The following is a 21,694-nucleotide window of genomic DNA, read 5'->3' on the forward strand; positions in this document are numbered from 1 at the left end:
TTTAAGTGGGGACTGTTCGCAGTGACCACTGTTGCCGTTCTGATTCAGTTGTACATGGTCTTCTTATATGCGCCAACTGAAAAATTTATGGGGGATGTGCAGCGACTCATGTATTTTCACATCCCAAGTGCATTTTCGGCCTTTGCAGCATTTGCTCTCGTTTTTGTGATGGGGATTGTTTATTTGGTTACGAAAAAGAGGACATGGGATTTGATCGCCGTTTCTTCAGCTGAAATCGGTGTTCTATTTACAACACTGACACTAATAACAGGATCCATATGGGCGCGCCCTGTGTGGAACGCTTGGTGGGTATGGGATGACCCAAGACTTGTCACGACACTTATTCTTTGGTTTATGTACATCGCCTATTTGTTGATTCGTTCGTCCATCGCAGAGGACACACGCCGGCGCAAGTTTGCATCTGTTTTTGGTATCATTGCGTTTATTGATGTTCCGATTGTCTACTTTTCGGTGCTGTGGTGGCGGACGATCCATCCGAAAGTCATTGATGAGACCGGGATCCATATGCCGCCCGAGATGACGCAAACGTTGTTCGTCGGCATAATTGCTTTTCTTTTATTGTATGCCATGCTTTTACTTTATCGGACGACCTTTGAGTATCAACGCGAAGCATTTATCAGTATAAAACAGGAAAAATTAAGGGAAGGAAGATGATGTCGGGTGGGTTATTTGTTCGCAGGAACAGCGATTGTCTGGATTGGTATATTGGCGTACGTTATTTCGATATCGGTTAGACAGCGGAAAGTATTTCGCCTAATGCAAAAGTTGAAAAGAAATAGCTAGTATTTAATTAAGAGGAGGATGGAATGTGAGGGGGAGGGTTATACGAATTGTTGTGTTAATCCTTCTTGCCGCTGGGTTTGGCTATGCTGCTATTACGCTTGGTATTAATTCGACAGCAGCGGAGATAGGGGATCCGGCTCCCGATTTCACGCTTGAAGATATGGACGGAAACAAGGTGACCCTGGCCGAGTATAAAGGGCAATTTGTCATTTTGAACTTTTTTGCCTCATGGTGTCCACCTTGCCGGAAAGAGGCACCAGAATTACAGAAATTCCAAGAGCAATACGGGGATCAGGCAAAGCTGTTGATCCTTAGTCGTGCTGAGCCGAAAGCAACAGTTCAGGAGTTTATTAATGAATTTGGATCAACATCGACCTATCTACTCGATTACAATGATTCGATGGCAAGGCCTTATGGTGTCGTCGGTCAACCGGAAACCTTTTTTATTGATGAAGAGGGGATCATTCGCTATCACCATATCGGGGAGATGGACATGGCGTTTATGGTCCAGACTACCAATCAGTTTATAGAAACACCGTTGAAAGGACGATGAAGGTGAACGGGTCTTAGGATATGAGATGACTGTTCCGACGCCTAGCCGGGTTTAGGAGATGTTAATGTAAAACAGGCATATACTCGTGATGATGAATGCAAAATAAGAACAGGAATAGGAGTGATATCCAATGATGATGATGGGTGGTATGGGAATTCTTAATATGATCTTTTGGATCCTCATCCTGGGTTTGTTAATCTACGGTGTCTATTTGCTAATTGAAAAAGCAACAGGTAAATCAGGAAAGGAGTCTTCGGATTCTCCCGCTAACATTTTGAAGGGAAGACTGGCACGGGGCGACATCAGTGAAGAGGAGTACGAGAGATTGAAATCTGTTTTAAACAAAGATTAATTTCCCAACCTCATCACAGTTTCATACGTTTTTTGGTTATCGTTTTACGGCAAAGAAATTTATAAATGGCATTTTTGATATAAAACCTATTGGATGGTCAGAGAAGGATTTTTTGAAGTTTCACAATTGGATAATTTAACAGTTATGACCGTGAGGTAAAATCGTAAGAAATGACATTCAAAGGGAGTCGAAAAATATTGCAAGGCAAAAGTAAAATCATTCTTGCTGTTATTGTGGTAGGGCTTGTCGTCATTGGCGCAGTGCTTTTCTTAAATCGGACAAGCGAACCAGAGATTGTTATGGAGCATGTGCACGGATTGGGGTACACAGCGGACGGAAAACTTGTTACGCCAGCGCATGATGGCTTGCGAGTGTACGCGGACGGGGAGTGGTCCATCCCCGAAGGCGAAAAACATGACTACATGGGCTTTTCCATGGTGGATGAAGGGTTTTATAGCAGTGGACATCCAGCACCAGGCTCTGATCGGATCAATCCGTTCGGCGTCGTTAAAAGCACTGACCTTGGTCAAACACTGGAGACGTTGGACTTGGAGGGGGAAGCCGATTTTCACGGTATGAGTGTTGGTTATAAAACGCACACGATTTACGTGATAAATCCGGAACCGAACTCGCAGATGGATGCTGTAGGAATGTATTATACGCAAGATGAGACGAAAACTTGGAAGAAAAGTGACATGCAAGGCTTGACGGAGGAACTGACGACTCTTGCCGCTCATCCGACAGAAGATGCTGTTATCGCCGTTGGAACTAATACCGGTGTGTTTTTATCCGAAGACTACGGTCATACCTTTAAGAAAATCAATGATACTGTGCAGGTCACTTCCTTGTACTTCAGTCCACAAGGGGAACTGTTTGTTGGGGGAGTCAATCAGGGGCCGAAGTTCTTTCAGCTTGACCTACAAAGTGGGGAGACGACACCGGTTAATCTTCCACCGTTAAACGATGACGCTGTTATGTATATTGCCCAAAGTACTGAAGGGGAAGAACTAGCCTTCGTTTCATTCAATTTGCATATGTATGTGACAAATGACCAAGGAGAAAATTGGAAACAAATTGTGAACGACGGAAAAGGAATTTCCGGAGAATCAGGGTAAAGAGTGTTGCCTTCCTCATATAGAGATAGGTTAGTAACCAATCTTGTTGCTTTTGCATACATAGATGGATGAATGATCTTTTTTATGGGGGAGGTAATTTAATGAGGTTGCCGGCGGTAGACCTCGGGTTGATGGCTGAACATTTGCCTACCCATGAGGGGATACTCAATAAACTTAAGCACTACCTTGCTAAGGTAACAAATGCTGATCTTAAAGACATTATTAGTTTACAAATTAGTGTGATGCGTGCACACGTTAAAGTTATGTTACTACTCATTAACCCATATCAAAACGGATATGTGGCAGTCCCGCCTCTCGAAGCCTATTCGGGAAACCATTACTTTAAAGAAGAAGCATGGGGCCAAAATCCATTAAAAAATAAATCGATTACATTAGAAGCACGTGCCACAGCAAAATGCATGGCAAACGATAACTTTATCTCTGCTTTAATGATGAAAAATCCTAATGTTAAACACGCGCATATCGAAATGGCATTGCAGCAAGCCTTTTTACAGGAAAGGTATAGTCAGTTCATTCAAAGAATGGGTTGGGAATTTGTTCCGCATGTATCTGTCCAAGATCAAATAAATACGTACCAGCATTTTCAACATATTTTAAACAACTAACAGGAAGCGACGCCCATATACGGATTTCAATAATGTGGCCATACCGAATGGAATAAGAAAATCGCTTAATTTCAGAAATTAAGAATAGTGGCTGATGTTAATCTCAAAATTGTTGTGATGTTGGGAAACAACAAGTTAAAAAAAGCGAGCCGATTATTCCTTAGGTGAAGGAAAATCGGCTTTTTGCATCCAAAATGGTTTAGAAGAACCTTTCGCGTTTGTTAAACGATGACCATTACTTTATTCATTTCACGACAATTTTTGCTTGCATATCCGCGTGCCCTTGTCCACAAGCGATGTTACAAGAAAACGGATATTCACCAGGTTCCAAATCGACCGTGGCGGATTCCCCATCGGTTAAATCCACCCCTAAATCTGGAATACTAATTCCGTGTACTCCCTCTTTAGACGTAAAACTAATTGTTGTTTCACCGGCAGGGACTTCAAAAGTTTCTTGATTAAAGCTCCAATTCGTGGCGGAAATTTCTAGTGTGTCTCCCCCGGCACCACTACTTGAATCACTGGCCACGCTGTCAGTTTCATTCTCCCCACTCCCGGCTCCACAGGCTGAAAGCAAGAGCGTAAGTGAGACAGCGAGGAAAAAAAGAACCATCCATTTTTTCTGCATGGTTTTCCACTCCTTTCCCCATAATCATAATCCAACTTTGTCAAGAAACTGTGTGATTTGTTTGGCGAATTTATGATAAACAGCAAGCATGACAAAACATCGGTTAATTGAACGAAGCTTTATCCTTCACTTCATATTTCTACACACTTTCTTTAAATTTTCATCACATTTGTACACTATACTTAATTAGTAGTTGCAGATCTCAGTCGAAAGTACTTCATCAAGGAGGAAACGCAGCGATGAGAAAGCAGCTGATGACGTTAATAGGTATCGCATTAATTGGTTTGTTAGCGGCGTGCTCACAACAGACCGACACGGGGCAAGCTGATAAACAAGCATCTACAAATGTGGAAAAGAAAGTGGATCAAGCGATTTCAACCGCTCGTTCTGCGGATATCGCTGGAAAGAGAGTGAAGGCATTTAATTTAACGGCGCAGCAGGTCGATTGGACATTAAGCCCAGAAAAACAAATTAAAGCATGGACGTTTAATGGGAGTGTTCCAGGTGAACAGCTTCGTGTCAAGGAAGGTGAGGTTGTAAAGGCAACCCTAACAAACAAATTGGACGAACCTGTGACGATTCACTGGCACGGAGTACCCGTTCCCAACACGCAAGACGGTATTCCGGGAGTGACCCAAGATGCTGTATTGCCGGGGGAAACGTATACGTACGAATTTGTTGCGGATGATCCGGGGACGTATTGGTACCATACGCACCAAAACGGTGTTGAGCAACTGGATAGAGGCCTATACGGTACGCTTATCGTTGAACCGAAGGAAGGTATACTGGCAGACCGCGATTATACACTTGTTCTCGACGAATGGGAGTCAGGAGCAGGTCGTGATAACGGTGACAAGGGAATGGGGAACATGGGCGACGGTGGCATGAAGAACGGCATGCACGAAGGAAACGTGAAAGAGAACATGTCCAGTATGAACAACATGATGATGCACGACATGTCTTCTTACGATATTTTTACGGTTAACGGTAAAACGTACGAAGAAAACGAACCATTAATGGTTAAAAAAGGAGAAACGGTCAAGCTTCGTTTCGTGAATGCTGGTTATATGGTCCATCAAATGCACATCCCCGTTGACTTTAGAGTAACCCACGTCGATGGTCAGATAGTGAATAGACCGGGGATCGAAAAGTCAGGTATCATCGAAATCGCTCCTGGAGAACGGTATGATATCGAGTTTACGGCGGATACGGAAAAAGACTTTATGATTGACAACCATGATGGTATGCCAGCATCAAAAGACATGCAAATCGACGTCGCTTATAAGAACGGAAATAGCAAAAAAATGAAACATCCGTCTTCGTCCGACGTTGTTGATGTGACCAAATTGGGTAAGAGCAAAGAATCGTTTTTTAGCCTAGATGATTCCTTCGATGTAGCGTATACGATGGACCTTGGAGTTGCAATGGACCATCAAAACATGGGCATGGTATATACCATCAATGGTAAGACGTTTCCAGATGTACCGCCGGTTAATGTTAATGAAGGCGATAAAGTGAAGGTTACCCTTAAGAACAACAGTATGGACAATTCCACACATCCCATGCATCTGCATGGACATTTCTTTCAGGTATTAAGCAAAGATGGTAAGCCATTAAAGGACTCTCCGATTATAAAGGATACGTTAAACGTTAAACCGGGAGAAGAGTACGAGGTCGCATTTCTTGCTGACAATCCTGGGAATTGGCTGTTTCATTGTCACGATTTGCACCACGCATCAACTGGTATGGTGGCGATGGTCGAATACAATCATTTTGCACCGTTTTACAAAGACACAGGAAAGGTGGAGAATATTCCAGAGTAACTAAATAACCACCGGTTTAAATCCGCTGGTTATTTAGGGAGGGTCGATATGAGCGTTGTCTACGTTAGGGCCATCGCACCTAAGTCGCCTTTATTGATGTAAAATTGATGTAAAAATTGATGTAAAAGCGTGGTAAACCGAGGTAACAGAACACATGGCGAACACTGCAAACCTTTATTCTATGCGGTTTTACGGCAATATAAAATAAAGCATGATAACCCCAACCCTTCTTTGATACGGTAGAGGTCGGAAGTTCGATCCTTCTACCGCCCACCACTTTGTAGAAAAGCCGTTAATGACACGGCTTTTTGTCGTTTATGGCGTGGACAAAACGTGGACATTGCGCGGACAGAAACGCTACACGGTGTCGCATGTCTTATCCGTCTTCAGTATCGAACAGGAGGCGTTTTTTCATGATCGTAAATCCTGTTCGGATAACAGACGGCGGGGAGGTAAACGGGCACTTGAGGAAGAATTGAAATAAACACACAGCCCGTGTGTTTTTTATATGGAAACTGTTAAAAGCTGGTGGAACCCTCAGGGGAACCGTCGGCTTTTTGTGTTTTAAGGACAAAACGGGTTTCAAAAGATGTGTTTGCTTAAGGGTGAAGACGTCTTTTTTTATAAAAATCTCAAAGGGAGAGTGGATGATGTCGTCTCGGAAAAAGTTCTTTATTCCGCTTCTGGTACTGGTACTTCTCATTTTAGTGTCTGCTGTATCAGGCTTTAAGTTCAATGTCAACTCCGGTGCGTGTATGTATACGGAGAATACGGTTTGCAGCTATGCGTCGGTGAATGGCCTTGACATGTATTATGAGATACATGGCCAAACAAAAGGCCAGCCACCACTTGTGTTGCTACACGGGCAGTTTGCTACAGGTGGAATGTTTTTCAATATTCTGCCCGAACTCGTCAAGAGGCGGCAGGTTATTATCATTGAGCAACAAGGTCATGGTCACACAGCGGATATTGACCGTCCGCTCAGATCCAGTCATATGGCCCATGACACCGCCGAATTGTTACGTGAAATTGGAGTGGAACAGGCGGATATTTTTGGATATAGTGAAGGTGGTTCTATTGCCCTTCAGTTGGCCGTTCATCACCCTGAGATGGTACATTCGTTAGTACTTGCATCGGCTGTTTATGACATGGATGGTTATAAACCGGAAATCATCGATCAAGTGATAAATCCGTCCGTTCACTTCTTGCCACCGATCATTCGTGAATCATATATACGGGTTGCGCCCGATCCGAACGGTCTTGATAAACTGGTACAAAAGAGCGCAGAGATGGCAGAACATCCCGAAAACTTGCGGTCGGAACAGCTTGAGGACATGAAGGTTTCGTCGCTTGTCATGATTGGTGATCGAGATATTATTCGTCATAATCATGCTGAAGAGATGGCTCGCTTGCTAGGTACAGAACTTATAGTAGTGTCCGGGGACCACGCCTCGTACATCGTCAATCACCCAGAGGAGCTTTTAAGCCATCTGACATCGTTTTTGATGAAAAATGACTGATGCATCGTTTGAAATCCATATTGAAATGTAATGATTCTATCTTTTCCACATTTTCCTTAAGTTCTAGTCCACTTTCTATTCGACGTGTTTCAAGACTCTAAGCATTATGTGCAGAAGGTAACGAGTCAGATGCTTGAAGCTGTTAGGAACTGTTTCCCGGGAGCTTCAATTCATGGGAGATTTACTGACCGACTTCTGTATCGGGATTTAAAGATCCCTGCTGGACAACATGCCATGTTTGCCTGACAACTGGATGATATCCTGCAACAAGTCGAGCCACTGTTTGAGCAAATTCCCGGCACCAAAGAAATGCTAACCATTCCCGGAATGGGCGTGGTCACCTTAGCTGGATTCCTAGCAGAAGAAGTCGGCGATCTTAAGAGATACGACCATGGACAGCAAATCATTCGGCTGGCGGGGTTAAATCTTAAAGAAAACAGCTCTGGCAAGAAGAAAGAGAAAGCCACCATCAGCAAAAGGGGACGTGCGCGATTACGGGCGTTACTCTTCCGGTGTGTCTCCCGATGGTTGCTAAAAATGCCGAATTCAAGGCGATGCATCGCTACGTAACCGTCAATAGTTTATTGGCTCTTTTTTCACCGTTCGGGAAGGTGCAGAACTGTTGGAACTTTCTACCTGACAGTTACTGCGTTTAAGGAAAAGATATCTTACGGAAGGAGTACAAGGGATTGCCCATAAGAACCGGGGGCGCAAGCCATATAAAAGAAGAGAAATTAATACTAGGATCCATATCGATGGATCAATCGTTGATCAGTAACGGGGAGCAGATTTTTTCCTCTTTACGGACGTTTTGAAGTCCCTTGGACATTTTAATCCCACGGTTGTTGGATGAAGTAAAGCCGTACTTGACAGCCAACAAAACTATGATGGGACGAGGCCTCTACTATGACGCGTATGTTAGGTAAAGACCCATCGCCCTTTGCCTTGACCAGCAAAGAAAAAGGGAAAAAGAAGTTTTATTTCGTAAGCGTCTTGCCTAGTCATGAACCGAAAGAGACAGTTGTGTTGTTTTCGATGTCTGCTAGGTGAAAGAGTATTTGAGATTTAAGCCAGGGAGGAAATTCCCCGGTTTAAGACTACAAACTTCCTTCCGATACTCCTTCACGTGCAATTGAGTATACGTATAGTAACCAAATCGTGGCGCATATTTATTCCACTCCTTTTTCTAGCGAATCCGTTTTAATAACTGTGGCCCTTATTTCCGTTTATAAAAGTAGTAGTAACCGCCACCGCCTATTGCCAGAATCAGACCAAAAATTAAAGCAATTACGAAAGCCTTATTTCCAGGACTGGATTCTTCATTTTCTACTTCCTCATCTGCTGCTATTGTTGTTTCAATAATTTCCTCGTCTGTTTCTTCTTCTTCATCTTCCGTTTCATCAAATCCTAATTGTTCGGCTTCTTCTTCTGTTATTTTTTGCTTGATTTCCCTTCCATTATCATCTTTAACCACCGCAACCAATTTATTTCCATCTTTTTGAACTTCCTGCTTGGATCAAGTCCAAAATTGTGTGTAAAAAGCTCCTCGGTTAGATAAGCTGCCTACATGATGCGTGTCACCTTACTATGTGTTTTTGCTGAATGGCTTTTGCGCCAGGTGAAGTAATCTTCCATATCGAGGTATTTCCGACCACTGGCCCACTTCTCATCCTGTTCCATGAGTAAGGCCCCCAACAGACGAATCACCGATTGGCGGTTGGGAAAAATGCGAATCACACGTTCCCGTCTGCGGATTTCTTCGTTCAACCGCTCGACGCTGTTGGTGGTACGCAGTCGCTTACGGTACTTCTCAGGGAAAGCCAAAACGGCGGTGGCATCATCAAACCCGTTTTCCAAAATACGCATGGCTTTAGGCGCTTTCTCTTCAAAGACTTTCAGCGTTTCGTTCAAAAGCATTCTGGCTGTTTCGATATCCGCTGCATCCAGGATGCCACGGACATGGCGATGAACTTCGTCTCTCAGCGCTTTTGGTGTGGCATCCAGAATATTACGCATCAAATGGGTTTGACAGCGTTGCCAGGTGACCCCTTGGAAATGGTGACGAATGGCACGGACTAAACCGCCATGGTCATCAGAGGTGATCAAATCGACACCACCAAGACCACGTTGTTTTAACCAACTGAAAAATTCGCTCCAGCTGGCTTCCGATTCCGTGTCACCGGTCATGATCCCCAAGACTTCCCGGTAACCGTCTGTGTTGACACCGATTCCTATCATCACTCCTCTGGACCGTACCCGGCCATCCTCACGGACTTTGAGGTACAAGGCATCCACCAGCACAAACGGGAACCGGCGGTCTGAAAGCGGACGATAATTCCAAGCCTCCACAATAGGATCAAGCCTTTTGCACAGGTCTGAAACGGTGGACTTGGAAAAATGAGTGCCGCAAAGCTCTTCGGTAATCTGAGTCACTTTACGTGTGGAAACCCCATTCACGACCATTTCCATCAAAGCCAACACCAAAGCTTGCTCGCTCCGTTGGTAACGGGCAAACAGTTCAGTGGAGAACTGACCGTTTCGAATCCGTGGAACACGTAACGTAATGGTCCCCACCCGAGTGGTTAATTGATGAGGATAGGATCCATTGCGATAGCCTTGACGGGAATCCGTGCGTTCATAGCGTTCAGCTGCCAGCTGTTCGGTCACCTGCGCTTGGAGAATTTGGTTTAATACCGATTCCAGTAATTTCGCTACACCAGCGTCTTTTGAATGTCCTAAAAAAAGTTGCTGCAAAAGTTCTTGATCTACGGTAATCTGGTATTGAGCCATTTCAAAATTCTCCTCTCCAGAATGGTATTTCCGACAACTCCATTCTAACCGAGGATTTTGAAATTGGCTCCTTTATTTTTAAGGAATCCATTTTACACAATTTTAAGGACTTAACTCATTTTTTCCAGAAATACATGATAAAGAACCTTCAAAACAGCAAAGAGACATTACTCCTACATTTAAAGAATACAACAATAAGCAAGTTATGGTTATTTATGATATTGAGGGGTTATTCCCATACCGACATCAAAAGCAATGACGCTTTGCATATACATTCCTCCTGATTTTTATGTAGAAGTCTTCACTTCACCTTATCGATTCCCTTTTCTTATACACGATCTCAAGGATCCAACATACTGAAACTGATTCTTATAAGGGCAGTGAAGTAGGCCAGTTTTTTCATTACGAACTCAAGGTTCTGGGGCTGTCACGACCTATTCTCCACTTCTACTATAAAAAAATAGTAGCACAGACCATGGCCATGGTCTGTGCTACTAATCTTAGTATGTTTTTTTGGTTAAAATTTTTCTTCATAGTTAAGATAAAAACCCAGTGGGTTCAAAGGTTTATCCTATGTCATTGACAAGTTTCAATTCCTTATAGTTAAGATAAAAACGAAAATTCTCGCATTGCAGGTGGAGCTTGGGGAACTTTGGTTTCAATTCCTTATAGTCAAGATAAAAACACTGCACCGACTTTTATATATTTTATTTTTTAAGACAGTAAGACGAGAAAACAGAATTTATCGGTCTACTTTGATGTTCTGAGGGTGGTACACAACAGCGGATGAGGATTTATCAACGAAAAAGCGATTGACCATGTATTCATGGGACACTGTGGGCAATGCATTAAAAATGAGTCGCGGTCAACGCATGGGAATTTCTAGTTGAGAATTGGAATATCAAGAAAATATGTGAAAATACGCCCCTAACCTAATAACAACTTCATAATATAGCTATTTTTTTCCCATACTTTCTTCACATCTTTCTTGTATCCTATAGTCGTAAAAGGAGGTTAGGGGAGCATGAAAAGAATCATTATGTTTTTTATTACCGTTTTAATCATTGCTATTTTATCAGCTTGTTCTCAGTCACTATCTGAAACTGCAGATCAAGAGGAGCATGATGAAGATTCCCAAGGACAAGAAAGGGTGGAGGTTATACATGAATCGACGAAGGGTAAAAAAGTTAACGAAATTAATCTGACTGCTCGGAAAACGGAGTGGATAATCAGTCCTGATAACACCATTACAGCTTGGACTTATAATGGAACGGTTCCAGGTGAAACTATCCGTGTGAAGCAAGGTGAAGTGGTTAGAGTTAACTTAAAAAATGAACTGGATGAGCCTGTCTCTATTCATTGGCATGGTGTTCCAGTTCCTAATACAGAAGATGGTATCCCAGGTGTGACTCAGGATGCTGTGCTACCTGGAAACACGTACATGTATCAGTTTATTGCCAATGATCCGGGAACATATTGGTATCATTCCCATCAGAACGGCGTTGAACAACTGGACAAAGGGTTATATGGGACTCTTATAGTAGAGCCGAGTGAAGTAATCGATGTTGACCGTGACTATACTCTTGTACTGGATGAATGGGAGTCAGGCAACAGTGATGGTGGCATGAATATGGGAGATATGCATGGAAATAATCATGGCGAAATGCATATGAAAGGAATGGGCATGGATGGAATGGATGGTCATATGGAATCCAATGGTAGCCCCATGATGGGTCATGATATGTCTTCCTATGATATTTTTACGATTAACGGAAAAACATACGAAGCAAACGAATCGTTAAAAGTCAAAGAAGGAGACAGGGTTAAACTCCGGTTCATCAATGCAGGTTATGTGGCCCACCAAATTCATATTCCTGTTGAGTATCAAGTCACCCATGTAGATGGTCAAGCAGTAAATAACCCTCAAGTTGAAAAGGGATCAATTCTTGAGATTGCTCCGGGAGAGCGTTATGATATCGAGTTTGTCGCTGATGGACAGGGAGATTTCACTATTGATTGTCATGGTGAGATGGAAGCGGCGAAAGATATGAGGATCGATGTAGTTTACGAAGACGGAAATAATCAAAAACTGGACCATAAGGCACCTTCTGGTGAGATAAATCTGGCCACTCTTGGTGAACCATCTCAAGCATTGTTTACGTTAGATGATAAATTCGATATAGAATATACTATGGAACTTGGAGCTAAAATGGACATGAACGCAGAGATGGGAATGATCTGGACCATTAATGGTGAAACTTACCCAAATGTGCCACCTTTTAAAGTAAATAAAGGGGATAAGGTGAAAGTGACGCTGACTAACAATAGTATGGATGATTCAGTACATCCCATGCATTTGCACGGTCATTTCTTCCAAGTACTCAGTAAAAACGGTCAGCCTCTTGAAGGGTCACCGATTATTAAAGATACTCTTAATGTCAAGCCAGGTGAAACCTATGAAGTTGCCTTCCTTGCAAATAATCCTGGGAATTGGCTGTTCCACTGCCACGATCTACACCATGCATCAAGCGGTATGGTGGCTATGGTGAAATACAATCACTTTGACGAATTTTATAAAGATACCGGGAAAGTAGATAATCGGCCTGAATAATATTTGTATGATGCGGGATATCCCCGCATTTATTATTCAATAATTTGCTGTCTCAGCAGCAAGGCTTATGCTATTTTATATACTTAATTGGTACATAATAAATTTAGTTTTTATTAGGTAAATAACTATTTACTACCCTACTGGGGTATAGTATAATCAATACCAACAGAAGGAAAACATTGGTGACATTCCGTTAAAGGAGTGAACGGAAAATGAGTGCATATAAAAAAACAACTTTAAACATTACGGGGATGACCTGTGCCGCCTGCGCCAACCGGGTGGAAAAAAGTCTTTCCAGATTGGAAGGGGTATCAGAAGCCAACGTCAATCTGGCCAATGAAAAAGCCACTGTTATCTATGATGAATCGAAAGTGGATATTCAGACATTGATTGAGCGGGTGGAGAAAATCGGCTACGGGGCCAAGGAAGCCACTGAAGACCGGGTGGAAGAAGAAAAAAAGGAAAAAGAGCGGCGCTACATAAAACAACGAAATGCCTTTCTGTTTGGGGCGGTCATTTCCATTCCTTTTCTGGTGCAAATGATTGGGGATCTTACGGGGTATCACGGGTTGATGATGCCTGCCTCCCTCCAGTTTATACTGGCCACCCTCGTCCAGTTTACCATTGGATGGCGGTTTATCCGGGGAGCATATAACGCCTTAAGGGGCGGCAGTGCCAACATGGATGTTCTGGTGGCCATGGGCACTTTGGCCGCTTATCTGTACAGCACAGTTCTCTATTTCTCGGGTCAGAGGGAAGGGTTTTATTTTGAAGCCTCCGTCATCATTATCACTTTGATCATTCTGGGAAAACTGTTGGAAGCCCGGGCCAAAGGGCGCACATCGGAAGCATTGAAGAAACTGATGGGTCTTCAAGCCAAAACGGCCCATGTGATCCGGGATGGCCAAATCGTGGATGTTCCCATTGAAGCGGTGCAGGTGGGAGATCTGCTTCTGGTCAAATCAGGAGAGAAAATACCGGTTGATGGGGAGATTGTGGAAGGAAGAACCGCCGTTGATGAGTCCATGTTAACGGGAGAAAGCATGCCGGTGGAAAAGGAAACGGGTGATGCGGTGATTGGGGCCACGCTCAATACCCATGGTTCCATCAAAATCAGGGCCACAAAAGTTGGAAAAGATACTGCGTTGTCTCAAATTATCCGGTTGGTGGAAGAAGCTCAAGGCACCAAAGCGCCGATCCAAAGTCTGGCCGATAAAGTGTCCGGTATTTTTGTACCCATTGTGATGGGAATAGCGGTGTTAACCTTTATCATCACTTATTTTGTCTCCGGTTTTACCCCGGCGTTGGTCAGTGCAGTGGCCGTGCTGGTCATTGCCTGTCCTTGCGCATTGGGTTTGGCCACCCCCACCGCCATTATGGTGGGAACCGGTAAGGGAGCGGAACATGGCGTATTAATCAAAGGGGCGGAACACCTGCAAATGATGCAGGACGTGGGTGCCATTATTTTGGACAAAACGGGAACGATCACCAAGGGAGAACCTGAAGTGACGGATGTGAAAGCCTTCGGGATGAATGACAATGAGCTGCTCCGTTTGGTGGCTAGCGCTGAACAGGCTTCCGAACATCCATTGGGAAAAGCGATTATCAATGGGGCCAAAGCAAAAGATCTTCCCTTATCGGACCCCAAAGCATATAAGGCCATTCCAGGTAAAGGGATTCAAGCCACGGTTGATGGAAAACTCATTTTTGTGGGCAATAAAACACTTATGAAAGAGCAGGGGATAGAACTTTCTCCTTACCTGCCAGAAATTGAAAAGTTGGAGCAAGAGGGTAAAACGGTGATGTTGGTAGCGGAAAATGAAGCGGAGGGGAGTGTGCTGTTAGGCTATGTGGCCGTGGCCGATACAGTCAAAGAGACCTCCCGACAAGCAATAAGTGAGCTTAAGCAACTTGGCATCGAAGTGATTATGATGACGGGTGACAATGAACGTACGGCCCGGGCCATTGCCCAGCAGGTGGGGATCAGCCGGGTGTTGGCCGAAGTGCTGCCTGAACATAAAGCAGAAGGCGTAAAAAAATTAAAGCAGGAAGGGAAAAAAGTGGCTATGGTGGGAGACGGGATCAATGACGCTCCTGCCCTTGCTGAAGCAGATGTAGGCATTGCCATGGGAACGGGCACCGATGTAGCCATGGAAGCAGCCGACATAACCCTGATGCGGGGCGATCTTCTTTCCATTGTGGATTGCATTCAGCTATCAAAGGCGACCATGAGAAAAATTAAACAAAATTTGGGCTGGGCGTTTGGCTATAATGTGCTCTTGATCCCTGTGGCCGCTGTTGGGCTGTTAAACCCCATCTTGGCCGGTGCTGCTATGGCTTTGAGTTCCGTATCAGTGGTGACCAATACTTTGTTTCTTAACCGTTGGAAACCTCATCATTCATAAGCTTTAAAACAGTGGTTTTCACCGATCTAACAAATGGGTACTTGTGAGTAAAGGAGGGAGAGAGGAGTCATGAGCCATGAACATGATTTGCCCATGCAACCGGACAAAAAACCGGTCGTACCTCGTTCAGAAAACGAGAAAGAGAAGATCAAAAACCGCCTGAAAAAAATCGAAGGCCAAATCCGGGGACTAGAAAAAATGGTGGATGAAGACCGATACTGTGTTGACATTTTAATCCAAATTGCTGCTGTTCAGGCTGCTTTAAAAAAAGTTGGCTTTAGTTTGCTTGAGCGTCATACCAAAATGTGTGTGCTCCACTCCATGGAATCAGGCAATGAAGATGAAATGATTGAAGAATTGATGAAAGTGATCCAACACTATGCCAAGTAGTCGTTAAGTCAATTGAAAGGAGGTGAAAGCATGGAGCAGATCACCTTAAATATTAAAGGCATGTCTTGCAGCCATTGCCAGCAAGCGGTGACTAATGCTTTAAAAGAGCTGAATGGCGTAGAAAAAGTGGAGGTTCATCTTGATCAAGGCACAGCCGATGTGACCTATGACGGTTCTAAAGTGACCATTGAAAAGATGAAAGAAGCTGTGGAAGAACAAGGGTATGATGTTGTGTAGTAAAAAACCGGCTTTTTGGCCGGTTTTTAAAGTAATTTAATTTTTTCCATTACAGCAAAGTAATTATCTTCATTATCTGCAAAGTTAAATACTCTTCCAGAAGGCATATTTACAATTTCACCGACTTTAAAAGGCAGGTGATGTCATTGATCACCTGCCTTGTCTGCCCACTATTGGCCTGCTATTTATGCAGCCATTTTACGGCATTCTTCAGCACACTCACGGCAAAAATCGGCACATTGTTGGCAGTGATTATCTTGATATTTAGCACATTCAGTTGCACAGGCCTCGCAAATTGTAGCACAAAGCTGGCAAAACTGCTTTACATACATGCTTCCACGTGAAATCCATTGAGAAGCCATGGCACAGATGTCCGCACAGTCCCTTAACATGTTGATACAGTGGGATCTGGATTGAACATCAGGTTCCTTTAAACAAGATGTTAAACATTCTTCACATGCTTGCATACATTTAATACACGCATCGATACACATTTGATATTGTTGTACAGTGGAATTAACAACAGTTGGCATCTGTAACCCCCCTTAGCATTGAGATACAACCTTATTTTTTTATATATTTGAATGAGTAATCGTGGAAAATATGCCCACAATATTAGAGATGAAGAGGTTTTACTGATGGAGGGTTCTGTTCAAGCACATCTGGGAACATCCATAATGTAATAATAAACACGCAACATGTGGCGATCAGTAGCAGGAGATCATATTTGCGTATAACATGTTCACAGGACCGGTACAAAATATGCCGGACACTGAACATGGATGTGCCGGTTAAAAGAAATGAGCTCACTAAAAATATAATGATTGTCTCCCTCATGGAAAGCATCCCTACAAGCATGGACCCCATCATGCCTGCCATAATGGCAGTAAAAAAACCTTCTATTCCAGCCAATCCATGAAGTCTAAGACCCAGGTTGGCTCCAGCTAAACCAGATATGCCCATGCTCATTAAGATTGACAGTAACAGGTTGTCGTGATAAATAATTCCCATCAAAACTCCAATGACTAACCCAAAAGACATGCTTAAGGTCATGGTGATCATCATTTGTTCCATAAGTGCAGCTTTATATTTGCAAAACAAGTAAATCCCCATTATCACAAGAAAATGAGTCCCAATAAATATAAAAATATACATATACCCCCAAGTCATCAAATCCCTAAAATTATGTTTGTAATAGCAAATAATGAATACTAATTACTACGATACCTAGGTAAAGTATATATACACGTTTAAATTTTCTCCTGAAAAATAATGGACATTAAACACACTTACTAATTAATGAATCATTATACATGCGAACAGAGTATTTAATCTTAAATTCAATCATTATTTCCATACTTTCTTCACATTTTTTGTGTACCATGTAAGTGTTTGCTCAACCACAAATAAATTGAATATGTGTTGGGCAGTGTACTAATGATACTTATAAAATGAAAGGAGTTTGAAAATGAAATTTAAAAACATCTTGATTGTACTTATTTGAATGGTTGTAATAATGACCTTGTCTGCGTGTGCAGGTGATACTGAAGAAGCACCGGCTCCATCTGAGTCAAACGAAAATCAGCAAGACGATGCGGATACACATACAGGCGGTATGAATTCAGGAACTGAAGAAAATAACGAGACAGATTCAAAGTCTCCTTCCCACGCAGAGATGAACCACTCTGGCTCAGGTGAAGTGCCTGAAGGCTTAAAAGAGGCAGAAAATCCCACATATCCAGTGGGGAGCCAAGCGATCATCCATGCTGATCATATGCCAGGGATGAATGGTGCCAAAGCAACAATTGTAGGAGCCTATGATACGACTGTTTATTCTGTCACTTATACAACGCCAGAGGGAGAAAAAGTGGAAAATCATAAATGGGTGATCCACGAAGAAATTAAAGAAGCAGGTGAAGAGCCTTTTAAACCTGGAGACCAAGTCACCCTAAATGCCGATCACATGGAAGGAATGGATGGCGCAACCGCTACGATTGATTCCGCTGAAAAAACAACCGTATATATGGTTGACTACATTTCGACTGATGGTGAGAAGGTTACCAATCACAAATGGGTAACAGAAAGCGAACTCAAAGCCGAATAAGGTTAAAGAATTGCCCTTATTTAGAAGGGAATTTGAGCCTATGGCATGGCAAATAAACCAAGCCCATATTCTTGTTGTTGATGATGAATGGAAGATGAGAAACCTCCTGCGTATCTATCTGACCAGGGAAGGATTTCGTGTAACCGAAGCCAAAGATGGAAATGATGCACTGGAAAAAATGAAAAAAAACACTTTTGATTTGGTTATCTTAGACATTATGATGCCGGGGATGGACGGATGGGAGCTTTGTACAAAAATACGTCAGATCACCATGCAAATGCCCATTCTGATGCTGACAGCTCGCTCTGAAACCAAAGAAAAGGTACAAGGATTAAATTTGGGAGCGGATGATTATCTGGTTAAACCGTTTGATCCTGAGGAACTGGTTGCACGTGTACGCGCCCTGCTTAGAAGATCCCGTATGTCAGAGATAGATACGGGGCATATGATTATGACCGGAGAGTTACGTATTGATCCCGAACGAAGAGAAGTTTGGGTGCATGATCAAACAATTGATTTAACAAAGACGGAGTTTGATCTGTTATATTTATTGGCTGGACATCCTGGACGGGTATACAGCCGGGAAATGTTGTTGGATCATGTAGGGGGAAAAGATTATTTTGGGGATCTTAGAACGGTAGATACGCATGTAAAAAATATCCGTGAAAAATTCCGCAAAGCAGGTCTGTCTGAAAACCTTATTCAAACCGTTTGGGGGATTGGCTATAAATTTAAGGAGCCTGATCCAAGGCAATGAGATGGAATCGGATTTCAGTTAAACTGGGCATGACCTTTCTTTTGCTCTTGCTCATTGTTTTATTCCCCTTAGGCTTTGTGATCCATCAAATCTTTCTGGGCTTTTATTTAGGGGAAGTACAGCAAGATCTGGATGATCTGTCATCAAGGTATGCCAAATTTATTGGAGAAACATTAGATGAAGGGATCACCCAAAACATTGAAATGATGGGGGGATTCTCTCAGGTCCCGTTTTACATTGTTGACGCTGAAGGTCGACTCATCGCCAATTTTGGTGTGCCTGGTCTGACAGATGATACGCGGATACCTGCTGATGAATTGGAAATTTTAACAGAAGGGAAATCCATTAGAGGAGAATATAGCGATCGTTCAGGAAATCGTTTTCTTGTTTCGGGAGCGCCTATCTATGATGGTGGTCATTTTTTGGGCGGCGTTTACGTCTTATCCTCCATTGAGGACATTTACCAATCCATTGAAAAAGTGAGGTACATGCTGGTTCTGTCAGGGATAGGCGCTTTATTTCTTGCTCTTGGGGTAATTGTGGTCTTATCAAGGACATTGTCCAATCCTTTGCTACAAATGGAAAAAGCCACACGTAAGATTGCTAGGGGAGATCTGAATACTCGAGTAAAGGTTAAAACAGCAGATGAAATCGGCACATTGGGACAAGCCATCAATGATCTTGCACGAGAGCTGAAAAGATATCAGGAGACCAGAAGTGAGCTATTTGCCAATATATCCCATGAATTAAGAACACCCGTCACCTATCTGGAAGGGTATGCCAATATATTAAAGGAAGGTCTGTATCAATCTGAAGAGGAGAAGGAGCAATATTTAGAGATTATTAAACAGGAATCAACCCGTTTGAGTCGACTGATCAATGATCTGTTTGAGCTTTCCAAAATGGAAGAGGGGAAAATGACACTTAACCAAGAATGGATAGACATGCGTGAAATGATAGAAACGATTCTTCCCCGAGTAGAATTACAGGCAAAAAAGAAAGGCTTGCAGTTAAAGGTCGATATACAGGATAACCTGCCCCTTATTAATGTGGATGGTTTGCGCATGGAACAAATCGTCACGAATTTACTGGATAATGCCCTTCGCTATACTGATCACGGATGGGTCGGCATAAGGATTGAACGTGCAAGATCTGGAGATCTGATGATTAGCATAGAGGATTCGGGTAAAGGCATTCCGGAAGACGAGTTGCCCTATATTTTTGAACGTTTTTACCGAGTGGAGAAATCTCGTTCCAGAGACTTTGGAGGGACAGGATTAGGACTGGCCATTGTCAAGCAGTTGGTCGATATGCAAGGGGGAACGATATCCGTGTTCAGTGAAGTAGGGAAAGGGACTCGCTTCCAGATTTTGTTTCCCGCCAACCAGAACAGGGACGGAAGAGAAGAACAATGAGATGGATTGAATGGGTTATTGCCATTGTCCTTGTCATCATTGGTCTATGCTGCTTAACGATGTCCGCAACCTGGTTATTGACTCCAAATACTTTAGGGCATTATCTTCATACGTTATTTATGATTTGTATGTGGGCAGGATTGCCGCTTATTGGGGCTGCGGTCATCTATTTCATATATAGAATAATAAAACGCCAATCTTAGCCGATAGATGAAAGCCAGTGAGATCTAGATTTAAAGAGGTGTTGTCATGGCAGATTGGTATATTCAATTTTCTCAATTACTAACTTTTATCAGTGAACCATTACGGATCCTGTATTATTCACAGCAAACACCAGTTCTTGGAGCATTATTGTTAGGTGTACTCGGAGCGGTCGCCCCATGTCAAATTTCGGCTAATATGGGGGCCATTTCATATACAACGAATCGAATGGTACAAGGCAAGAAGTGGCAAACGGAAGTCATCAGTTTTTTATTGGCAAGACATTGGTTTATTTTTTATTAGGAATGTTGATCATTGGGATTGGGAATGAGCTAGAAGCGTTAACTATACCGGTTTTTCAAGTCGTGCGGAAGATAACAGGTCCTGTATTATTGGTTACTGGTCTTTATTTTATCGGATGGATTAAGGTACGTGGACTATTTACCGAACGATTACTAAATTATAGAAGTTATATAGATCATTTATCGGGAAACACCAAGGCCTTTGCTTTAGGCGTTCTGTTGTCACTCGCTTTTTGTCCAACCATGTTTTTCGTATTTTTTGGTTTACTCACCCCTTTAATGTTAAATACAGCCGGTTATGGACTTGCTCTTCCTTTTCTGTTTTCCATCGGTACGATTATCCCGGTGTTACTATTTCTTGGATTGGCCTTTGGAATGGGGTTGGATCAGAAGGTTTTAAAAAGATCAAAGAAAATAGGGCGGGTTATCCAGGTGATAGCGGGGATTGTACTAGTTATCATAGGTGTTAATGATATTATTTTGTATTGGACATTATCTTAAACTGATAAAAATTTTCACCGCCAATCTACTTGTCATAGTATCCTCTGAATAATGAACGATGTTCAATAAAGCTTTGCATTACAGCCAGATTTTTTCGGAACCAAAAATCAGGATCGAATTAGCAGTCTCTTGTTGTCCCAAACTAACATGGCCTGACGGCCACCACAATGAATGAAAATGTGTATCGGCCTGTTCACCAGCTAATTTATTATTAAATTAGCAGGTCACAGGCCGATACTTTTTTGGTGGTCAAAACCCCGAGTCCCAAACCGACCGACTGCACCTACGAGTACCGAGATTGTTACCATGAGTACGTGTATAAAAATACTTTGCTCAAGGGTGCATGGCCCGCATGATTTCTTTAAGGAGGAATGAGTGGGATGGATGCATTATTAGAACGATGTGCCGGACTGGATGTTCATCAAGAGACGGTGGTAGCATGTATCATGTATGGTCCTTTGGACCGAAAACCAAAGCAAGAAATCAAGACGTTTTCTACCACTACTAAAGGACTGCTTGAACTTCATGATTGGCTCCATCAATACAAGTGTACACATGTC

The 21,694-nt window shown here is 42.8% G+C and carries 23 protein-coding genes and 3 pseudogenes; 20 read left to right on the forward strand and 6 right to left on the reverse strand.

Annotation, left to right across the window (positions count from 1 at the left end; translation table 11 throughout):
* Positions 1–21 precede the first annotated feature (21 nt).
* The 6 genes from B0W44_RS07950 (at position 22) to B0W44_RS07975 (ending at position 3,450) form a co-directional block, all read left to right on the forward strand.
* Positions 22–675 (forward strand): cytochrome c biogenesis protein, encoded by a 654-nt coding sequence (locus B0W44_RS07950; protein WP_228441596.1) that lies wholly within the window; start codon positions 22–24, stop codon positions 673–675.
* Positions 676–681: 6 nt separating this feature from the next.
* Positions 682–804, forward strand: a complete 123-nt coding sequence (locus B0W44_RS19205) for a CcmD family protein (protein ID WP_077719602.1) — start codon at positions 682–684, stop codon at positions 802–804.
* A gap of 25 nt (positions 805–829) precedes the next feature.
* Positions 830–1,357 carry a TlpA family protein disulfide reductase gene (locus B0W44_RS07960; protein ID WP_077719603.1) on the forward strand — a complete coding sequence of 176 codons (528 nt, stop codon included), beginning with the start codon at positions 830–832 and terminating at the stop codon, positions 1,355–1,357.
* Between the two features lie 130 nt (positions 1,358–1,487).
* Positions 1,488–1,709 (forward strand): SHOCT domain-containing protein, encoded by a 222-nt coding sequence (locus B0W44_RS07965; RefSeq protein WP_149026961.1) that lies wholly within the window; start codon positions 1,488–1,490, stop codon positions 1,707–1,709.
* Positions 1,710–1,906: 197 nt separating this feature from the next.
* Complete coding sequence (locus B0W44_RS07970; protein ID WP_077719604.1) at positions 1,907–2,824, forward strand: F510_1955 family glycosylhydrolase; 918 nt, start codon at positions 1,907–1,909, stop codon at positions 2,822–2,824.
* Between the two features lie 101 nt (positions 2,825–2,925).
* Positions 2,926–3,450, forward strand: coding sequence for a spore coat protein (locus B0W44_RS07975; RefSeq protein WP_077719605.1), 525 nt, complete (start codon positions 2,926–2,928; stop codon positions 3,448–3,450).
* Positions 3,451–3,694: 244 nt separating this feature from the next.
* On the opposite strand, the gene B0W44_RS07980 is transcribed toward B0W44_RS07975, so the two are convergent.
* Positions 3,695–4,078 (reverse strand): cupredoxin domain-containing protein, encoded by a 384-nt coding sequence (locus tag B0W44_RS07980; RefSeq protein ID WP_077719606.1) that lies wholly within the window; start codon positions 4,076–4,078, stop codon positions 3,695–3,697.
* 239 nt (positions 4,079–4,317) lie between these two features.
* Here B0W44_RS07980 and B0W44_RS07985 point away from each other — a divergent pair, with 239 nt between their 5' ends.
* The 4 genes and pseudogenes from B0W44_RS07985 to B0W44_RS08000 form a co-directional block, all read left to right on the forward strand.
* Positions 4,318–5,901, forward strand: coding sequence for a multicopper oxidase family protein (locus B0W44_RS07985; RefSeq protein ID WP_077719607.1), 1,584 nt, complete (start codon positions 4,318–4,320; stop codon positions 5,899–5,901).
* A 295-nt stretch (positions 5,902–6,196) separates the two neighbouring features.
* Complete coding sequence (locus tag B0W44_RS18085; RefSeq protein WP_077719608.1) at positions 6,197–6,385, forward strand: hypothetical protein; 189 nt, start codon at positions 6,197–6,199, stop codon at positions 6,383–6,385.
* Positions 6,386–6,548: 163 nt separating this feature from the next.
* Positions 6,549–7,421, forward strand: coding sequence for an alpha/beta fold hydrolase (locus B0W44_RS07995; RefSeq protein WP_077719609.1), 873 nt, complete (start codon positions 6,549–6,551; stop codon positions 7,419–7,421).
* A gap of 246 nt (positions 7,422–7,667) precedes the next feature.
* Positions 7,668–8,002, forward strand: a pseudogene (locus tag B0W44_RS08000) (IS110 family transposase); the annotation flags it as partial.
* 635 nt (positions 8,003–8,637) lie between these two features.
* Here B0W44_RS08000 and B0W44_RS08005 read toward each other — a convergent pair.
* Together B0W44_RS08005 and B0W44_RS08010 are read right to left on the reverse strand one after the other, a co-directional pair.
* Positions 8,638–8,904, reverse strand: coding sequence for a DUF4366 domain-containing protein (locus B0W44_RS08005; RefSeq protein ID WP_077719610.1), 267 nt, complete (start codon positions 8,902–8,904; stop codon positions 8,638–8,640).
* A gap of 80 nt (positions 8,905–8,984) precedes the next feature.
* The gene (locus tag B0W44_RS08010; protein ID WP_077718568.1) at positions 8,985–10,211 is read right to left on the reverse strand and encodes an IS256 family transposase; all 1,227 of its coding nucleotides are present in this window, start codon (positions 10,209–10,211) and stop codon (positions 8,985–8,987) included.
* A gap of 1,024 nt (positions 10,212–11,235) precedes the next feature.
* Here B0W44_RS08010 and B0W44_RS08015 point away from each other — a divergent pair.
* From B0W44_RS08015 to copZ, 4 genes are all read left to right on the forward strand, one after another.
* On the forward strand, positions 11,236–12,822 hold the full coding sequence (locus B0W44_RS08015; protein WP_077719611.1) for a multicopper oxidase family protein: 1,587 nt from the start codon (positions 11,236–11,238) through the stop codon (positions 12,820–12,822).
* A 212-nt stretch (positions 12,823–13,034) separates the two neighbouring features.
* Positions 13,035–15,227 carry a heavy metal translocating P-type ATPase gene (locus tag B0W44_RS08020; protein WP_077719612.1) on the forward strand — a complete coding sequence of 731 codons (2,193 nt, stop codon included), beginning with the start codon at positions 13,035–13,037 and terminating at the stop codon, positions 15,225–15,227.
* A gap of 69 nt (positions 15,228–15,296) precedes the next feature.
* Positions 15,297–15,617 (forward strand): metal-sensitive transcriptional regulator, encoded by a 321-nt coding sequence (locus B0W44_RS08025; protein WP_077719613.1) that lies wholly within the window; start codon positions 15,297–15,299, stop codon positions 15,615–15,617.
* 30 nt (positions 15,618–15,647) lie between these two features.
* The gene (copZ, locus tag B0W44_RS08030) at positions 15,648–15,854 is read left to right on the forward strand and encodes a copper chaperone CopZ (RefSeq protein ID WP_077719614.1); all 207 of its coding nucleotides are present in this window, start codon (positions 15,648–15,650) and stop codon (positions 15,852–15,854) included.
* A gap of 26 nt (positions 15,855–15,880) precedes the next feature.
* On the opposite strand, the pseudogene B0W44_RS18490 reads toward copZ, so the two are convergent.
* The 3 genes and pseudogenes from B0W44_RS18490 to B0W44_RS08040 form a co-directional block, all read right to left on the reverse strand.
* Positions 15,881–15,979: pseudogene (locus B0W44_RS18490) on the reverse strand (VOC family protein); the annotation flags it as partial.
* A 60-nt stretch (positions 15,980–16,039) separates the two neighbouring features.
* A complete protein-coding gene (locus B0W44_RS08035; RefSeq protein WP_077719615.1) occupies positions 16,040–16,387 on the reverse strand; it encodes a four-helix bundle copper-binding protein in 348 nt (115 codons plus the stop codon).
* 82 nt (positions 16,388–16,469) lie between these two features.
* Entirely contained in the window at positions 16,470–16,928 is a 459-nt protein-coding gene (locus B0W44_RS08040; RefSeq protein ID WP_169835481.1) for a hypothetical protein, read from the reverse strand.
* 442 nt (positions 16,929–17,370) lie between these two features.
* Here B0W44_RS08040 and B0W44_RS08045 point away from each other — a divergent pair, with 442 nt between their 5' ends.
* From B0W44_RS08045 to B0W44_RS18780, 6 genes and pseudogenes are all read left to right on the forward strand, one after another.
* On the forward strand, positions 17,371–17,958 hold the full coding sequence (locus B0W44_RS08045) for a YdhK family protein (protein ID WP_418304080.1): 588 nt from the start codon (positions 17,371–17,373) through the stop codon (positions 17,956–17,958).
* A 40-nt stretch (positions 17,959–17,998) separates the two neighbouring features.
* Positions 17,999–18,715 carry a response regulator transcription factor gene (locus B0W44_RS08050; protein WP_077719618.1) on the forward strand — a complete coding sequence of 239 codons (717 nt, stop codon included), beginning with the start codon at positions 17,999–18,001 and terminating at the stop codon, positions 18,713–18,715.
* Positions 18,712–20,130: a sensor histidine kinase gene (locus B0W44_RS08055; protein ID WP_077719619.1), complete on the forward strand. Its 1,419-nt coding sequence runs from the start codon at positions 18,712–18,714 to the stop codon at positions 20,128–20,130. The genes B0W44_RS08050 and B0W44_RS08055 overlap by 4 nt, the downstream gene beginning before the upstream one ends.
* A 249-nt stretch (positions 20,131–20,379) precedes the next feature.
* Complete coding sequence (locus B0W44_RS17750; protein WP_149026964.1) at positions 20,380–20,634, forward strand: hypothetical protein; 255 nt, start codon at positions 20,380–20,382, stop codon at positions 20,632–20,634.
* A gap of 2 nt (positions 20,635–20,636) precedes the next feature.
* Positions 20,637–21,134, forward strand: a complete 498-nt coding sequence (locus B0W44_RS08065; RefSeq protein ID WP_237087438.1) for an urease accessory protein UreH domain-containing protein — start codon at positions 20,637–20,639, stop codon at positions 21,132–21,134.
* A gap of 446 nt (positions 21,135–21,580) precedes the next feature.
* A pseudogene (locus B0W44_RS18780) lies at positions 21,581–21,685 on the forward strand (hypothetical protein); the annotation flags it as partial.
* Positions 21,686–21,694 lie beyond the last annotated feature (9 nt).

The sequence above is a fragment of the Novibacillus thermophilus genome, assembly GCF_002005165.1.
GTDB classification, from domain to species: Bacteria; Bacillota; Bacilli; order Thermoactinomycetales; family Novibacillaceae; genus Novibacillus; species Novibacillus thermophilus.

Excerpts from the sequence above, each read along its gene's own strand:
- B0W44_RS07965 (WP_149026961.1), top strand. The coding sequence starts at position 1,488 with ATGATGATGATGGGTGGTATGGGAATTCTTAATATGATCTTTTGGATC.
- B0W44_RS07975 (WP_077719605.1), top strand. The coding sequence starts at position 2,926 with ATGAGGTTGCCGGCGGTAGACCTCGGGTTGATGGCTGAACATTTGCCT.
- B0W44_RS07980 (WP_077719606.1), bottom strand. The coding sequence starts at position 4,078 with ATGCAGAAAAAATGGATGGTTCTTTTTTTCCTCGCTGTCTCACTTACG.
- B0W44_RS07985 (WP_077719607.1), top strand. The coding sequence starts at position 4,318 with ATGAGAAAGCAGCTGATGACGTTAATAGGTATCGCATTAATTGGTTTG.
- B0W44_RS18085 (WP_077719608.1), top strand. The coding sequence starts at position 6,197 with ATGACACGGCTTTTTGTCGTTTATGGCGTGGACAAAACGTGGACATTG.
- B0W44_RS07995 (WP_077719609.1), top strand. The coding sequence starts at position 6,549 with ATGATGTCGTCTCGGAAAAAGTTCTTTATTCCGCTTCTGGTACTGGTA.
- B0W44_RS08010 (WP_077718568.1), bottom strand. The coding sequence starts at position 10,211 with ATGGCTCAATACCAGATTACCGTAGATCAAGAACTTTTGCAGCAACTT.
- B0W44_RS08015 (WP_077719611.1), top strand. The coding sequence starts at position 11,236 with ATGAAAAGAATCATTATGTTTTTTATTACCGTTTTAATCATTGCTATT.
- B0W44_RS08020 (WP_077719612.1), top strand. The coding sequence starts at position 13,035 with ATGAGTGCATATAAAAAAACAACTTTAAACATTACGGGGATGACCTGT.
- B0W44_RS08025 (WP_077719613.1), top strand. The coding sequence starts at position 15,297 with ATGAGCCATGAACATGATTTGCCCATGCAACCGGACAAAAAACCGGTC.
- copZ (WP_077719614.1), top strand. The coding sequence starts at position 15,648 with ATGGAGCAGATCACCTTAAATATTAAAGGCATGTCTTGCAGCCATTGC.
- B0W44_RS08035 (WP_077719615.1), bottom strand. The coding sequence starts at position 16,387 with ATGCCAACTGTTGTTAATTCCACTGTACAACAATATCAAATGTGTATC.
- B0W44_RS08040 (WP_169835481.1), bottom strand. The coding sequence starts at position 16,928 with ATGGAACAAATGATGATCACCATGACCTTAAGCATGTCTTTTGGGTTA.
- B0W44_RS08045 (WP_418304080.1), top strand. The coding sequence starts at position 17,371 with ATGACCTTGTCTGCGTGTGCAGGTGATACTGAAGAAGCACCGGCTCCA.
- B0W44_RS08050 (WP_077719618.1), top strand. The coding sequence starts at position 17,999 with ATGGCATGGCAAATAAACCAAGCCCATATTCTTGTTGTTGATGATGAA.
- B0W44_RS08055 (WP_077719619.1), top strand. The coding sequence starts at position 18,712 with ATGAGATGGAATCGGATTTCAGTTAAACTGGGCATGACCTTTCTTTTG.
- B0W44_RS17750 (WP_149026964.1), top strand. The coding sequence starts at position 20,380 with ATGGCAGATTGGTATATTCAATTTTCTCAATTACTAACTTTTATCAGT.
- B0W44_RS08065 (WP_237087438.1), top strand. The coding sequence starts at position 20,637 with ATGTTGATCATTGGGATTGGGAATGAGCTAGAAGCGTTAACTATACCG.